The organism is Acinetobacter sp. AB03 (assembly GCF_058107045.1).
The window spans coordinates 2,347,937-2,362,644 of the sequence record NZ_JBUEBA010000002.1; the positions used below are offsets into that span (position 1 = coordinate 2,347,937).

A 14,708-nucleotide genomic window follows, 5' to 3' on the forward strand; every position below is an offset into this window, starting at 1 on the left:
TGAACAATTAAAAAATTATTTAGTTATATTTTTTAATTGTTTACATCACTATTTAGCACTTTTTATGATTTATTTATGAATCAATTATGAAAGGTCTGAATGCATCGCAATGCCACGCCATTTGAAGATAAACCACATGCTCAACATCGCAATGACTACAATCATACACAGATAATTAAAATAGCCGAGCCAATCTCCCAATAGACCGCTCACACTATACAAACCGCCACTGACAGTAGCCATCAGCGCCACTTGAAAAGTAAAGTCCGTACCTGCCAGATGTTTACGACTGTACTGCATCACTAGGGTGAGCATGACCACCAGCAGCATCGATGAGGTCATATCTTCAAAGGCATTAATCAGATAAATCAACCACGGCTGAATACTGTGCTGGTTTTCATATTGAAAGGCTAACCATGTATAAGCCGCCAGACTGAATATTTTAAGCACTGAATACAGCACTAAAGCCGTGGCACGGCGAATCAACTTCAAACTATAGCCCGCAAGTCCTGCACCCATTAAGGCGGCACATGCACCCAGCATGGTGACATAAAGCCCTATCTGAGAAAAACTCAGACCCAAATCGACCATTAAAGGCTTCAAAAGTGGCCCTGCTAAACCATCCGCTATTTTAAAGCTCAATAGCACTGCTAACCATGCTGTGAGTACGGGACTCTGGACAAAATAAGCCAAATAGTTTTTGATCTGTTGGAATTTAAAAGATGTGGTCTGAGCTGCTGAAACTTCTCGATGTTTTGGCTCTGGATAAATTAAAATCGGCAGCGTGTTTATAAAGACAATTGCCGCCAGCATCAAAAAAGTGGTCTGCCAGCTCAGCCAATCTAGTGCCCACAAGATTGCCCCACCACCGACAATAAAACCCAGACGCGATCCAATCACCTGAAAGGTATTGCCCCAGTGCTGTTGCTCCCCTTTTAAAATATTGACCGCCAATCCATCGGTTGCAATATCTTGCGTTGCCCCTAGCAAATTCATACTCAGGAGGCCCACAAAGAAAGCCCATAAATAAATAGGTTGATTTAATCCATCAATCGGGAGGAAAGATAGTCCGATCAGCACCAGCACCGTAAGGAACTGTAATGGAATAATCCAACTACGATAGTGGCCGAAACGGGTGATCCCAAAATGATCTAACACTGGTGCCCAAAACACTTTGATCGACCACGGCAACATCAGTAGTCCGAAGCCCCCAATCTGTGCCAGTGACACACCCTGTGCTCTTAAAATGACAGGCAAGGCATGGGTCATAAACCCAACAGGTAAGCCCTGCGCCCAATACAATGAAAACAGCAAAATATATACATTGCGAGTCTGTAGCATGCTGTTCCTATATACATGGATTGGTCAAAATGTTCATCTGAGATCGGTATCCGTTCACTTTTTTTGCCAATGAATTCAAGCCAATCAGTGCTTATGATGAGATGATATACATCTTGGTCGATTGAGTATAATAACAATGAACCAATATTTTCCAGAACTACCAGATCAAGTTCCAAGTCGTAACTCGTCTACATTCACTCGCGCTATTTTTAAGCAGCTCTTTTTAGCGCAAGGTTGGCGCTTTGTTGGCGAATTTCCCAACCTCCCCAAAGCCGTTGCAATTATTTCACCGCATACCTCAAATATCGATGCATGGCATGGTTTTACAGCTCTATTGGGCTTAGGCCTGCAAATCACCATTTTTGGCAAGAACAGTTTGTTTCATACCCCGCTGAAACCTTTACTTGAGTGGATTGGCGTCATACCAGTCAATCGTAGCCATGCCCAAGGTTTAACCCAAGACATTATCGATATTATTCACAGCAAAGAAAAAATTTGGGTCGGTATGGCACCTGAAGGCACACGTAAGCAAGCGGAATCCATCCGTAGTGGCTTTTATCGCATTGCGTATGGTGCACAGATTCCAATTGTGATGTTTTCCTTTGACTATGCGCAAAAAACTATTCACTGCTTGGGCGTGTTTCATCCTACTGGATATTTTGAGCAAGACCTAGAGCATATTTTAGATCTGTATATCGGCAAATTTTCAGCCAAGAACCCAAAATGGTTGGCCAAGCCTTTACAAAAACGCTTAAAAAATAGCTAGTAAATCAAGATCGAATCTGCTGAGATGTGCACCATTATTTGTTTTGCGTTTTAGTATTTTTGACCATGAATTTTGCTCGTTTATCTCTGATTGGTGCACTCACACTGACTATGGCAGGATGTGATCTTGCATCAAAGAAAACACCAACAACAACTCCCATTCAAGCTCGCGAACCTGTGATTGCGATTGCACTCGGCGGTGGCGGTGCCAAAGGTTTTGCACACATTGGGGTGCTTAAAGTTTTAGAGTCGCATGGTATTAAACCTAAAATTGTCACGGGAACCAGTGCGGGAAGTTTTGTGGGCAGTATCTACGCCAGTGGTAAAACGCCTTTCCAACTTCAGCAAATTGCCTTGACCTTAAAAGAATCGGACATTCGAGACTTAACCCTCAACTCCCAAGGGTTTATTCAAGGTCAAAAACTGCAAGACTATGTCAACAAACATGTCGGCAACAAACCAATTCAACAATTCCCTATCCGTTTTGCTGCGGTGGCGACCCGTCTTGACACTGGACGTAAAGCCGACTTTATCAAAGGCAATGCGGGCCAAGCAGTACGTGCTTCATGTAGTATTCCGAACGTTTTTGTACCTGCAGTGATTGGTGGAACCAAGTATGTTGATGGTGGTCTAGTCAGCCCAATTCCAGTCAAAACAGCCAAGGACATGGGTGCGGATATTGTGATCGCGATTGATATTTCAGCGCGCCCTGTCGGCAACAAACCCCTCAATATGTGGGGCTTGCTCGACCAGACCATTAATATTATGGGGCAGCAAAGCATCAATGAAGAATTGAGCCAAGCGACTGTGGTGATTCAACCCAAAGTCGGACACTTGGGCACTTTGGACTTAAAAGCCAGCAATCAATCTATTTTAGAAGGTGAAAAAGCTGCACAGCTCAAAATTAAATCGATTGAAAAAGCCATTGTCGATTTTAAAAAGACCCCAGCTGCTTTTAAACCTGCCCCTAAAGCCAAATTCTAAAAAATTTGATTTTTAATATTCAAAGACTTATTCATCTGCTAAATTGATATAGATGCTTCTGCATCTATATCCCTATAACGAATATATGAGTAGATGTATGGAATTTGCTTTTGAGCCTTGGCACTGGTTTGTATTGGGCGTTCTGTTAATCCTATCAGAGCTGATTCTGCCTGCTTTTGCCGCATTGTGGTTCGGTATTGCGGCCATTATGGTCGGTATTCTGTACTGGATGTTCCCCATGATGGGCGTTACCACGCAGTTTGTGACGTGGATTATTTTGTCGATTTTATGCACTTTACTTTGGTTTAAGTTTATTAAACCGCTTTCGACTGACAAAACCAAAGCAGGACTGTCTCGCGAAGCAACCATCGGTCAAATTGGCATGGTGATTCAAGCCAGCCCTGAAAATGAACACATTCGCGTTCGCTTTCCCATTCCAGTACTCGGTTCAGATGAATGGAACTGTCGTACTTTAGATAAAGTCCAAGTCGGTGACCGAGTGCGTGTCGTTGAAATACTGGGCAATGATTTAATGGTCAAAGCACACCTCTCAACCAACGAAAATAGATAAAAGTGAGTTAAGCATATGTCTGGTGGATTTATTGTCGTTTTAGCAATTTTGGCTTTTGCCGCTGTCACCATTTTTAAAGGTGTCCGTATTGTTCCACAAGGTTATAAATGGATCGTGCAACGTCTGGGTAAATACCACACCACGTTGAATCCAGGTCTCAACTTTGTGATTCCTTATGTCGATGAAGTGGCTTATAAAGTGACGACCAAAGACATTGTATTAGACATTCCCTCTCAAGAAGTGATTACCCGCGATAATGCCGTTTTGCTTATGAATGCAGTGGCCTACATCAATATCACTGCACCTGTAAATGCAGTGTATGGGATTGAAAACTATACATGGGCCATTCAAAACTTAGTGCAAACATCACTACGTTCTATTGTCGGTGAAATGGATTTGGATGATGCATTATCATCGCGCGATCACATCAAAGCTAAGCTTAAAGCGGCTATTTCTGATGACATCTCGGACTGGGGCATTACTTTAAAAACCGTTGAAATCCAAGATATTCAACCGTCGCAAACCATGCAATCTGCAATGGAAGCTCAAGCGGCGGCTGAGCGTCAACGTCGTGCGACTGTGACCAAAGCAGACGGTGAAAAACAAGCAGCGATTTTAGAAGCTGATGGTCGTTTAGAAGCGTCTCGTCGTGATGCAGAAGCACAAGTGGTCTTAGCAGAGTCTTCTCAGCGTGCCATTGAAATGGTCACTTCGGCTGTGGGCGACAAGGAAATTCCTGTGGCTTACTTGTTGGGCGAACAATATGTCAAAGCGATGCAAGACATGTCTAAATCGAACAATGCTAAAACAGTGGTGTTGCCAGCCGATATTTTAAGTACCATCCGTGGTGTTATGGGACGTAAAGACATCTAACTGATGCTTGATTTGATTGAATGAGGACAGCTTTCGAGCTGTCTTTTTTATTGTGGTTGAGGAAAAACTCAAGCCTCTAAGAAACAAGCATTAAAAAAAGAGGACAGGCTATGTCCTCTTTTTTAATCTAAACACTGAAACTTAGCTTTGGCGAGCCAATAAAAACTGTGAAATCTGATTAAGTTCTGCTGCCGCATCCATTGGGAAATAAGCCAGAGCGGCAAAGGCTTGATCATGCAAAGTTTTGGCATAGTCTTGTGCAGACTCAAGTCCCATCAAAGCTGGATAAGTCGATTTTTCGACTTGCTCATCCTTCCCTGCGGTTTTACCCAGTACATCTGTATTTGAAATGATATCTAAAATATCGTCTTGCACCTGAAAAGCCAAACCAATTGCCTGTGCATATTCGCGTAACTTTGGAATCGCTTGATCGCAACCGTCAAATACAGTCACCGCGGCCATCATCACCGCAGCAGAAATCAATGCACCCGTTTTATTTCGATGGATATTTTCAAGTGCAGTCTGATCGACACGTTTACCTTCGGCTTGCAGGTCAAGGACTTGGCCACACACCATTTTAGAGCTCGCTGTCGCTAAAATTTGCATCTGCTTCAGTACAATACCTTGATCAACCACTGGGCCAGCATCAAACAGACGGCTACCTAAAATTTCAAATGCCATGGACTGTAAGATATCGCCCGCAAGCAAAGCCGTATCTTCACCATAAGCCACATGACAGGTCGGCTGACCACGACGCAAAAGATCATTGTCCATACAAGGCAAATCATCATGTGCCAAGGAATAACAATGAATCAGTTCCACAGCTACAGCGGCGCGGCGCACGGCAGCTGCATTATTGTTTGGATTTAAATGTGCCGTGGCATAGCACAGCGCAGGACGCACACGTTTTCCACCTAACATGACCGCATGATGCACGGCACTCTTTAACGGTTCCGGAATTGAAAAAGCATCAAGTGCAGTCAATAAATCATCGTGAATACGTTGTTGAGCCTGTTGAAGTGCATTTGCTGATACGTCGGTTAGTGCTGACACATTCGCCTCGAATAACAATAGGATAAATTAATCTGGTACTCAGTTTGCCTGAGCCGATCATTTGAAATGATCTGTTGGCATGATACTGCTTTCTGCCCGCTTTCTCTATGCCGAAAGCACAAACAAGGCACAGTATTCTATTAATTTTTGCGGACGAGGTGATAAGAATGACTTTTCTACTATTTCAAGCAGCCATTACACAAGCAATCAAGCTCTAAAATTCACTGCTCATGCTCTTAGTTATTTTTAGCCTTCTTATCACAGACCTAGAGTTGACATAAAAAAAACCTCCACAGAGAGAGGCTTTTACATAGCACTACTCCAAGCTTTCCGCTGGAATACGCACCCAACCTTCCATCAACACGCGAGCACTACGACTCATGACAGCTTTTTTCACTACCCACTGACCCTTTTCTTGTATCGCTTGCGCTCCCACACGTAAGGTCCCTGAAGGATGACCAAAACGAACGGCTTCACGTGCTCCACCTCCCGCGGCCAAATTGACCAAGGTTCCAGGTATCGCTGCTGCGGTACCAATGGCAACAGCCGCTGTACCCATCATCGCATGGTGTAATTTACCCATAGAAAGTGCACGAACCAATAAATCGGTGTCTTGCTCTGTAATGGTTTTACCACTCGACGAGACATATTGTTTTGGCTTAGAAACAAAAGCAATTTTAGGCGTGTGTTGACGACTGGCAGCTTCAGAAATGTCTTGAATCAGCCCCATCTGTTTTGCACCATAGGCACGAATGGTTTCAAAACGCGCTAAAGCTTTAGCATCGCCATTAATTGCGTCTTGTAATTCACTCCCCGTGTAGCCAATGTCTTCTGCATTTAAGAAAATGGTCGGAATACCTGCATTGATAAACGTTGCTTGAAAGCAACCAATCTCTGGAACCTCTAAAGTGTCAACCAAATTCCCTGTTGGGAACATTGCACCCCCATCTTCACCATCATCGGCTGGATCTAAAAATTCAATTTGCACTTCTGCAGCTGGGAACGTCACGCCATCCAGTTCAAAACCACCTGTTTCTTGAACTTGGCCCTGCGTAATAGGTACGTGTGCAATAATGGTTTTTTGAATATTCACCTGCCAAATGCGGACTGTGCAGATGCCATTTTCGGGAATACGTGCAGCATCGACCAAACCATTTGAAATCGCAAATGAGCCTACAGCAGCCGTTAAGTTGCCACAGTTTCCGCTCCAGTCGACAAAAGGCTGATCAATCGACACTTGCCCAAATAAATAGTCGACATCATGTTCGGGCTGTTGGCTCTTCGCTAAAATCACCGTTTTACTGGTACTCGATGTTGCACCACCCATACCATCAATCTGCTTTGCATAAGGATCCGGGCTACCAATCACACGGAGCAATAACTGATCTCGAACGCGTCCAGCCTGTTGCGCGGCTTCTGGGAGATCATCTAATTTAAAGAATACGCCCTTACTGGTCCCTCCACGCATATACGTTGCTGGAATTTTGATTTGCGGTGCAAAACTCATTTTTATTGAATCCTTCATATTTATCATTGTGTTAAGTCAAAAGATCTGATTTAACTTAGGCTCATCATACCTTTTTTCCCTATGCCTACGTAAAATACAGACTTAAGTCTAAAAAAACATCATTTGTGAACGTCCGGTTTCCAAATAAAATTCCTGATTTGATAATTTAAATAAAATTAATATATTGATTCGTATGTTTTTTATTTACAATTCATTACACATTATTTTTCATATGAATAATAACTTTTTTTCATGGATTTTGAGCTACTATGCGATTTCTTCGCGATCTATTACAATCGGAAACACTTATCCATTGTCGGGCTGAAATAACTTGAATAAAGAGTCGTCTCAACTTCAGCGTGGCTTAAAGAACCGTCATATTCAATTGATTGCCATGGGCGGCGCAATTGGTACTGGCTTATTTTTAGGTTCCGCACATGTGATTGAATCTGCTGGCCCATCTATTATTTTGGGCTATGCAATTGGCGGTTTAATTGCATTTCTAATCATGCGTCAACTTGGGGAAATGATCGTTGAGGAACCTGTAGCTGGTTCTTTTAGTCATTTTGCAAACAAATACTGGGGTAAATTTGCAGGCTTTCTTGCAGGCTGGAACTACTGGATTCTATATGTTCTAGTGGCCATGACCGAGCTGACCGCTGTTGCGAAGTATATCAACTACTGGTGGCCCCATATTCCTGCATGGGCATCTGTTCTCACCTTCTTTGTGATCATTACCTTAGTCAATTTAGGTAATGTGAAATTTTATGGTGAATCAGAGTTTTGGCTAGCTATCATCAAAGTCACGGCCGTCGTCGCCATGATTGTTTTTGGTCTTTATCTTTTGGCTACGGCAGGTACAGATTCTACGGCTTCATTCAGCAACCTTTGGTCACATGGTGGTTTCTTCCCGCATGGTGTTGAAGGTCTATTCTATATGCTTGCCTTCCTCATGTTTGCCTTTGGCGGTATTGAATTGATTGGTATGGCTGCAGCAGAAGCTGATAATCCACAAAAATCAATTCCTAAAGCAATCAACCAAGTGGTATTTCGTATCCTCATTTTCTATGTGGGTTCATTGACCATTTTGTTATCGCTTGTACCTTGGAATGAATTGCAACTTGGCGGCTTAGATAAGAGCCCATTTGTAATGATCTTCAGTCAATTAGGTATTGGTTGGGCTGCGCATTTACTGAATTTTATTATCTTGACTGCAGCACTTTCTGTATATAACAGCGGTATGTATGCTAACAGCCGCATGCTGTTTGGTTTAGCACAGCAAGGCAATGCACCTAAAATATTCAGTAAAACCAATAAGCAAGGTGTGCCAATTCCGGCAGTCTTGTTCTCTGCATTGCTCATTTTCGGTTGTGTACTGTTGAATTATTTTGCGCCAGAAGATGCTCTCAGCAACTTAATTTATATTGTTGTTGGCGCTTTGGTATTGAACTGGGCCATGATCAGCTTAACTCATCTTCAATTTATGAAGGCCATGAAAAGCGAAGCGAAAAAACCATTATTTCCTGCACTTTGGTCGCCTTTCAGTAACTACCTTGTTCTTGCATTTATTGCTGTAGTGCTTTACATCATGTGGACTCAAGGTTTAAGCGGCGCTGTGATAATGATTCCAATCTGGATCGTATTAATGTTCGTTCTATACAAAATTTTGTATAGAAAAGCATAAAATATTCATTTTTAAATAGTTATTGTTTCGGCAATAACTATTTTTTTTGATTAAAATCAGCTACATTAACCGCACTTTTGCGCTCTTAGCTTAACTGGATAGAGCAGTTGCCTCCTAAGCGACCGACGTGGGTTCGAGTCCCGCAGAGCGCACCAAATCCTTAAACCCATATGCGCTTATTTTCATCACTTCACATAAAAATCAACAACTTAAAACCAACATGTAGCTTTTCTTAACTCTATACAACTTAATATAGCTTTAAATAATGAGTACCTAGCCCGATTTTATCCACTTTCACGTACTCATTTTCATGGCTAAACTGTTCAAACCCCTTACAAATCCGCAGTATGCATCTGTAAAACAGCGAGATAAGGAGTACACTCTATTTGATGGTATGGATTAATATTACTCATTCGTACATCCGGCACAAAGACATAGCGCTAGTGAATAGCCACCAAAATTCTAGACACACATAACCATTTTTTAGTTATTTGATTCCATCAAGGGATATCGAGGAAAACCCCACCAACATTTAGAATGCGAAGGGGCTTAAATATAGATTCATATTTCATCTTTGGAGGAGTTTATATTTTTTCTACTCCACTCCTATTACTTCCTTAGCCACTGTATTGTATGTACCTGAACTATACTCTCCCATAAGCTCACTATATGAAAATTCATATTGAGTGGAGCCCTCAGTGTATCGAACCAACCATCCCTCATCGTCAGAGTTTTTCAACTTTTGACATGCCGATATCATCTTCTTTTTAATAAAAATAAAGATAAGTTGCTCACTTTTTTCAGTATCGCAATTATTAGGAATTTTGGTTCTATCTGCATTGTCTTCAAGTACAACAATGGATCGATATAAGTCATTATCATCAATGATAGCCCCAATTTGTACAAGAATATTTTCTGCAGAAGGACTCAGAACAACTTCATTTTTTCGAATTTCTGCCTTGTAACACCCAGCTAAAATCAAACAAAAGCTTAAGCTCCCAGCCAATAATATTTTTTTCATAATAATTTCCTAATTAGGTGCTTAATAAAATAAAAAATTATAGCTAGTAAAGTTTATTTCTATTGTGATGAATAACGAATCTCATCAAGAAAAATTTACTACCACCCTTTATTGAAAATAGGTATTAAAAAGAATTCAATACGGCCCACTAAGATGACCAATTGATATAGTAGGGTCACATTCTTCTAAATCACCAATCATTTTTCCAAACGAAACATCTATTATTATCATAATTGTATCTGTGTTCACTGATGCTTCAATTGGCTCAACTCTCAAATTTGCTGAAGGTAATGGAATTTCAGCAACAACAAAAGACTCTTTTGATGGTGATAGTACTTGACAACCAACTAAGAAAAATAGCGCCCAAGAAATTAAGATCAATATCATTTTAATAACAATATTTTGACTTTTTATCGATTATACAAGATTAGATCTTTATATGAAGCCAAAACCAAGACTCAAATCGATATTCAAAATAGCTGTTCTCAATAGATGCACTGAATGAGCCAAATTTCATACCCAATTTTTCCCTTCTATTTTAGTCCTATAGCACTGATTTCATCCTGAAATCTTGGTATAACAAAGCCTCCCTGTTTTAAAAAATATTTTTATGAATAATATTAATTTAATTTATAGGTCAATCGTTTACCAATTTTATTTATTACGTAATTAAATTACGTATTGAATAATAATTTAGATCAAGTATGATGAATTAAAACTTCTACACTTGTTCACTCAACATTGAGAATGTTGCTGAACAGGTGCCCCATGTCAGACAAACGGATTTGTCTCTCTCGCTCTAGAATTGTAGCGACCAGTCCGTTAGCTCTGAAAGGAATCGTTAAAAAGATAAGCAATAGGATTGCTTAAAAAGAAATGAGGACGTTGTATGAATGAATTAGCCAACCCATTAGAACTGTGTGGATTCGAATTTATTGAATTTGTTTCTAAAGATGGTCAGCTAGATGCGGTGTTTGAAACCATTGGGTTTAGCAGAGTGGCAAAACATAAGTCTAAAAATGCGTATTTATGGCGTCAGGGCAAAATTAATATCATTCTAAATTATCAGCCTGAATCGTATGCAGCTTATTTCTATAAAGAACACGGCCCTTCTGCCTGTGCAATGGGTTTCCGCACCAAGAATGCGGCAAAGGCATTTAAAAAGGCGTTAGAAATTGGTGCTGAACCAATTTACAACCAAGTTGGCCCGATGGAGCTGAATATCCCAGCAATTAAAGGGATTGGTGGCTCTCCTATTTTACTCGTCGATTGTGACATTTACCAAAATGACTTCATCTTCTTTGATGATGTACCCTCCCATCCTGTCGGCACAGGTTTATATGAAATCGACCATTTGACCCATAATGTTTATAAAGGCCGTATGCAGTATTGGTCTGATTTCTATGAAAAGATTTTTAACTTCCAAGAAATTCGCTACTTCGATATTAAAGGTGAATATACTGGCCTGACGTCCAAGGCACTGACGGCACCAGATGGTAAAATCCGTATTCCGCTGAATGAAGATTCGGATAAAGGAAATGGGCAGATTGCCGAATTCCTCAATGAATTTAACGGTGAAGGCATTCAGCATATTGCCTTCATTTGTGATGACCTGATTAGCACTTGGGACAAACTCAAAGCTTTAGGTGCCAAGTTCATGACACCTCCACCCAATACCTACTATGAAATGCTAGATGAACGTTTGCCTAACCACGGCGAACCTGCTGATGAACTACAAAAACGGGGCATCTTGCTGGATGGCAACACTAAAGACGGTAATAAACGTCTCCTCTTGCAAATTTTCTCCCAAAATATGCTAGGCCCTGTCTTCTTTGAATTTATTCAACGTAAAGATGACGACGGTTTTGGTGAAGGCAACTTTAAAGCGCTATTTGAGTCGATTGAACGCGATCAAATTAAACGTGGCGTTTTAGATGTATCTAAAGCTTAAACGATTTCTAGAATCTCCCTGTACATATAGTTTTATGTACAGGGAAATTTAACTTTTGTGCAAGAACTATACTCGTAAAATTAAAGTCTGCTCCGATGACAATATAAAAATAACTAAACATCATCATGGTTCAAGGCTTTATCTCACATGGATGAAGAATAAAAATGCAGCACATTGAACAAGGAAACCTGAAAAAAGGTTTAAGTAATCGTCATATTCAGCTCATCGCCCTCGGTGGTTCTATCGGCACGGGGCTATTCCTCGGTATTTCACAAACCATCAAACTCGCAGGACCTTCTGTTATTTTAGGCTATGCCATCGCAGGCCTCATTGCCTTCCTCATGATGCGCCAACTTGGTGAAATGATTGTGCATGAACCCGTGAGTGGTTCTTTTAGTCATTTTGCTTATAAATACTGGGGCAAGTTTGCGGGCTTTATGTCTGGCTGGAATTATTGGGTACTCAATATTTTAGTGTGTATGGCTGAACTCAGTGCTGTCGGCCTCTATATCCATTACTGGTGGCCTGATATTCCAACGTGGGTTTCTGCTTTGGGTTTCTTTATTTTCATTAATGTCATTAATTTACTGCACGTGAAATTATTTGGTGAAATGGAATTCTGGTTAGCCATTATTAAGGTCGTGGCAATTATTGCCATGATTGCTTTTGGTAGTTACTTGCTGGCTAGCGGTAGTGGTCATAGCCAGTCTAGCTTACAAAATTTATGGCAGCTCGGTGGCTTCTTCCCCAATGGTATTACAGGTTTAGTGATGGCTATGGCCATGATTATGTTTGCTTTCGGTGGAATTGAACTGGTGGGCATTGCAGCAGCAGAGACAGATAACCCTCAAAAAACCCTCCCAAAAGCCGTCAATCAAATTGTTTACCGTGTCTTATTGTTTTATATCTTAAGCTTAGTCGTGATTTTGTCACTTTATCCATGGAATATGATGGCTGAAGGCGGTAGTCCTTTTGTATTGATTTTCGACTCTTTAGGCAGCCAGACCGTGGCCGCTGTTTTGAATTTTGTGGTTTTGACTGCGGCTGTTTCTGTCTATAACAGCACCAATTACTGTACCAGCCGAATGCTGCTTGGTCTGGCACAACAGGGCAATGCCCCAAAATTTTTAAGCAAAATTAATCCGCGTGGTATTCCTGTAAATGCCATTATCGTTTCAGCTTTCTTTACTTTAATATGTGTTCTGATTAACTATTTATTTCCTGAAAAAGCATTTAACTTACTCATGATGCTGGTCGTAGCGGCTATTGTGATTAACTGGGTCGTGATTTCTTATACACATTTAAAGTTTAAAAAAGCCATGAATCGCATGCAGATAAAAACTCACTTCCCAAGTGTGGCCTATCCATTTACCAATTATTTATGTATTGCCTTCATGGCGAGTATTCTGCTCATTATGAGTCGTAGCCCAGATATGCAAATTGCAGTTCTCATGATTCCAGTCTGGATCGCGATTTTACTGACGGCTTACCTCTTTAAACGGAAGCAAGAAGATCATGTTGCGTTGCTTGAAAAAAGTAAAATCACTTCCTTACCAGAAGCGTAATATCGTATTTATCATATTAGGATGTATTCATGTTTCAACATATTGATGCCTATGCAGGTGACCCGATTCTTTCTCTGATGGAGGAATTCAGCAAAGATGCGCGCCAGAATAAGGTCAACCTCAGTATCGGACTGTATTATAATGAAGATAATATCGTGCCACAGCTACAGTCGGTTCAAAAAGCCTATACACATTTAATTCCTGACTATGACAAAGTCCGAGTCTATTTGCCAATGGATGGACTCAAGAGCTTTAATCAGACTGCACAAGAACTGATTTTCGGTCAGGCTAGCCCTGCTCGTCAGCAAGGGCGTGTCGTCACCATTCAGACTTTGGGTGGTTCTGGTGCACTCAAAGTGGGGGCAGACTTTTTGAACAAATACTTTCCGCAGTCCGAGATCTGGGTCAGTCAGCCGACTTGGGAAAACCATATTGCGATCTTTAATGGCGCTGGTGTTCAAACCCATTTCTACCCTTATTATGATGCGGACACCCATGCCGTAAATCTAACGGCGATGCTAGATACCTTAAGGCAGCTACCTGCTCAAAGTATCGTACTACTGCATCCTTGCTGTCATAACCCTACAGGTGCAGATTTAGAGCCTCATGAATGGGATCAAGTGATTGAGGTTCTAAAAGCAAATGACTTGATTCCTTTCTTGGACATGGCCTATCAAGGTTTTGGTCAAGGATTGGAGCAAGATGCTTATGCGATACACGCGCTAGATCGATCTGGTATGAACTTTATTGTCAGCCATTCTTTTTCGAAGATCTTTTCCTTATATGGCGAACGCGTTGGTAGCTTAAGCTTTGTCTGCGATGACGCAAACATTGCCCAAAATGTATTGGGTCAGCTTAAAGCGACAGTCCGCCGCATTTATTCTAGCCCAGCAGCCAACGGTGCGTTATTGGTGAGTCAGGTATTAAATGACACAGCGTTGTCTCAGCTATGGCAGTCTGAATTAGAAGAAATGCGTCAGCGCATTTTACTGATGCGTCGCTTACTTGAAGACAAACTCAGTCAAGCGCTACCAGATATGGACTTTAGCTATCTGACCCAGCAACAAGGCATGTTTAGTTATACCGGCTTAAGTGCAGAACAGGTCGATTTGCTCAAACAAGATTATGGTATTTATTTAGTCCGCAGTGGCCGTATGTGTACTGCTGGCCTAAATTTAAACAATATTGATTATGTAGCTGAGTCGATGGCGACCGTGCTTAAAGCTGCAAGTTCCGCTGAGTCTGTGCTTGCTTAAGGTATATCATGTTTACTTAGGCTTCTCACTCTAGGGTTAGAAGCCTTTTTTATCGTTATTTTTCAGAACTTGAATCAAGGCAACCTAAGTCTACGGGTTTCAGCTTAGCTATCTAGTTCGTGATTCCCCCTTCGCCT

Annotated in this window: 13 protein-coding genes and 1 tRNA gene; 9 read left to right on the plus strand and 5 right to left on the minus strand. The window is 41.2% G+C overall.

Features of this window, described 5'->3' with window-relative positions:
* Window positions 1-84 precede the first annotated feature (84 nt).
* Window positions 85-1,341, minus strand: a complete 1,257-nt coding sequence (locus ACY3FQ_RS11910; RefSeq protein WP_005399967.1) for an MFS transporter — start codon at window positions 1,339-1,341, stop codon at window positions 85-87.
* 136 nt (window positions 1,342-1,477) lie between these two features.
* On the opposite strand from ACY3FQ_RS11910, the gene ACY3FQ_RS11915 reads away from it, so the two are divergent.
* The 4 genes from ACY3FQ_RS11915 to ACY3FQ_RS11930 all read left to right on the plus strand — a co-directional run bounded on the left by ACY3FQ_RS11915 (window position 1,478) and on the right by ACY3FQ_RS11930 (window position 4,534).
* Entirely contained in the window at window positions 1,478-2,107 is a 630-nt protein-coding gene (locus ACY3FQ_RS11915; protein ID WP_489774098.1) for a 1-acyl-sn-glycerol-3-phosphate acyltransferase, read from the plus strand.
* A gap of 65 nt (window positions 2,108-2,172) precedes the next feature.
* The gene (locus ACY3FQ_RS11920; RefSeq protein ID WP_183176212.1) at window positions 2,173-3,090 is read left to right on the plus strand and encodes a patatin-like phospholipase family protein; all 918 of its coding nucleotides are present in this window, start codon (window positions 2,173-2,175) and stop codon (window positions 3,088-3,090) included.
* A gap of 97 nt (window positions 3,091-3,187) precedes the next feature.
* Window positions 3,188-3,661, plus strand: a complete 474-nt coding sequence (locus tag ACY3FQ_RS11925) for an NfeD family protein (RefSeq protein WP_005399969.1) — start codon at window positions 3,188-3,190, stop codon at window positions 3,659-3,661.
* Between the two features lie 15 nt (window positions 3,662-3,676).
* Window positions 3,677-4,534, plus strand: coding sequence for an SPFH domain-containing protein (locus ACY3FQ_RS11930; protein WP_005399970.1), 858 nt, complete (start codon window positions 3,677-3,679; stop codon window positions 4,532-4,534).
* 141 nt (window positions 4,535-4,675) lie between these two features.
* Here ACY3FQ_RS11930 and ACY3FQ_RS11935 read toward each other — a convergent pair whose 3' ends face one another.
* Both ACY3FQ_RS11935 and prpF read right to left on the minus strand, forming a co-directional pair.
* Window positions 4,676-5,587 carry a polyprenyl synthetase family protein gene (locus ACY3FQ_RS11935; protein ID WP_005399971.1) on the minus strand — a complete coding sequence of 304 codons (912 nt, stop codon included), beginning with the start codon at window positions 5,585-5,587 and terminating at the stop codon, window positions 4,676-4,678.
* Window positions 5,588-5,903: 316 nt separating this feature from the next.
* Window positions 5,904-7,094 (minus strand): 2-methylaconitate cis-trans isomerase PrpF, encoded by a 1,191-nt coding sequence (gene prpF / locus ACY3FQ_RS11940; protein ID WP_201950585.1) that lies wholly within the window; start codon window positions 7,092-7,094, stop codon window positions 5,904-5,906.
* A gap of 331 nt (window positions 7,095-7,425) precedes the next feature.
* Between prpF and ACY3FQ_RS11945 the strand changes: the two genes are divergently transcribed.
* Both ACY3FQ_RS11945 and ACY3FQ_RS11950 read left to right on the plus strand, forming a co-directional pair.
* Window positions 7,426-8,778 (plus strand): amino acid permease, encoded by a 1,353-nt coding sequence (locus tag ACY3FQ_RS11945; RefSeq protein WP_005399973.1) that lies wholly within the window; start codon window positions 7,426-7,428, stop codon window positions 8,776-8,778.
* 79 nt (window positions 8,779-8,857) lie between these two features.
* Window positions 8,858-8,933: transfer RNA gene (locus ACY3FQ_RS11950), tRNA-Arg, on the plus strand.
* A 440-nt stretch (window positions 8,934-9,373) separates the two neighbouring features.
* Here the strand turns inward: ACY3FQ_RS11950 and ACY3FQ_RS11955 are convergent.
* Both ACY3FQ_RS11955 and ACY3FQ_RS11960 read right to left on the minus strand, forming a co-directional pair.
* Window positions 9,374-9,799 (minus strand): hypothetical protein, encoded by a 426-nt coding sequence (locus ACY3FQ_RS11955; RefSeq protein WP_201950576.1) that lies wholly within the window; start codon window positions 9,797-9,799, stop codon window positions 9,374-9,376.
* Window positions 9,800-9,934: 135 nt separating this feature from the next.
* The gene (locus ACY3FQ_RS11960; protein ID WP_126035693.1) at window positions 9,935-10,186 is read right to left on the minus strand and encodes a hypothetical protein; all 252 of its coding nucleotides are present in this window, start codon (window positions 10,184-10,186) and stop codon (window positions 9,935-9,937) included.
* 502 nt (window positions 10,187-10,688) lie between these two features.
* Here ACY3FQ_RS11960 and hppD point away from each other — a divergent pair.
* From hppD to ACY3FQ_RS11975, 3 genes are all read left to right on the plus strand, one after another.
* Window positions 10,689-11,750 (plus strand): 4-hydroxyphenylpyruvate dioxygenase, encoded by a 1,062-nt coding sequence (gene hppD, locus ACY3FQ_RS11965; protein WP_201950573.1) that lies wholly within the window; start codon window positions 10,689-10,691, stop codon window positions 11,748-11,750.
* 164 nt (window positions 11,751-11,914) lie between these two features.
* Window positions 11,915-13,315: an amino acid permease gene (locus ACY3FQ_RS11970; RefSeq protein ID WP_178904650.1), complete on the plus strand. Its 1,401-nt coding sequence runs from the start codon at window positions 11,915-11,917 to the stop codon at window positions 13,313-13,315.
* A 29-nt stretch (window positions 13,316-13,344) separates the two neighbouring features.
* On the plus strand, window positions 13,345-14,571 hold the full coding sequence (locus tag ACY3FQ_RS11975) for an amino acid aminotransferase (RefSeq protein ID WP_201950571.1): 1,227 nt from the start codon (window positions 13,345-13,347) through the stop codon (window positions 14,569-14,571).
* The last annotated feature ends 137 nt before the right edge of the window (window positions 14,572-14,708 follow it).

What these genes read in the sequence shown, in the direction of transcription:
- ACY3FQ_RS11970 (WP_178904650.1), top strand. Translation starts at nt 11,915, where the DNA reads ATGCAGCACATTGAACAAGGAAACCTGAAAAAAGGTTTAAGTAATCGT.
- ACY3FQ_RS11910 (WP_005399967.1), bottom strand. Translation starts at nt 1,341, where the DNA reads ATGCTACAGACTCGCAATGTATATATTTTGCTGTTTTCATTGTATTGG.
- ACY3FQ_RS11925 (WP_005399969.1), top strand. Translation starts at nt 3,188, where the DNA reads ATGGAATTTGCTTTTGAGCCTTGGCACTGGTTTGTATTGGGCGTTCTG.
- prpF (WP_201950585.1), bottom strand. Translation starts at nt 7,094, where the DNA reads ATGAGTTTTGCACCGCAAATCAAAATTCCAGCAACGTATATGCGTGGA.
- hppD (WP_201950573.1), top strand. Translation starts at nt 10,689, where the DNA reads ATGAATGAATTAGCCAACCCATTAGAACTGTGTGGATTCGAATTTATT.
- ACY3FQ_RS11920 (WP_183176212.1), top strand. Translation starts at nt 2,173, where the DNA reads ATGAATTTTGCTCGTTTATCTCTGATTGGTGCACTCACACTGACTATG.
- ACY3FQ_RS11930 (WP_005399970.1), top strand. Translation starts at nt 3,677, where the DNA reads ATGTCTGGTGGATTTATTGTCGTTTTAGCAATTTTGGCTTTTGCCGCT.
- ACY3FQ_RS11915 (WP_489774098.1), top strand. Translation starts at nt 1,478, where the DNA reads ATGAACCAATATTTTCCAGAACTACCAGATCAAGTTCCAAGTCGTAAC.
- ACY3FQ_RS11960 (WP_126035693.1), bottom strand. Translation starts at nt 10,186, where the DNA reads ATGATATTGATCTTAATTTCTTGGGCGCTATTTTTCTTAGTTGGTTGT.
- ACY3FQ_RS11975 (WP_201950571.1), top strand. Translation starts at nt 13,345, where the DNA reads ATGTTTCAACATATTGATGCCTATGCAGGTGACCCGATTCTTTCTCTG.
- ACY3FQ_RS11955 (WP_201950576.1), bottom strand. Translation starts at nt 9,799, where the DNA reads ATGAAAAAAATATTATTGGCTGGGAGCTTAAGCTTTTGTTTGATTTTA.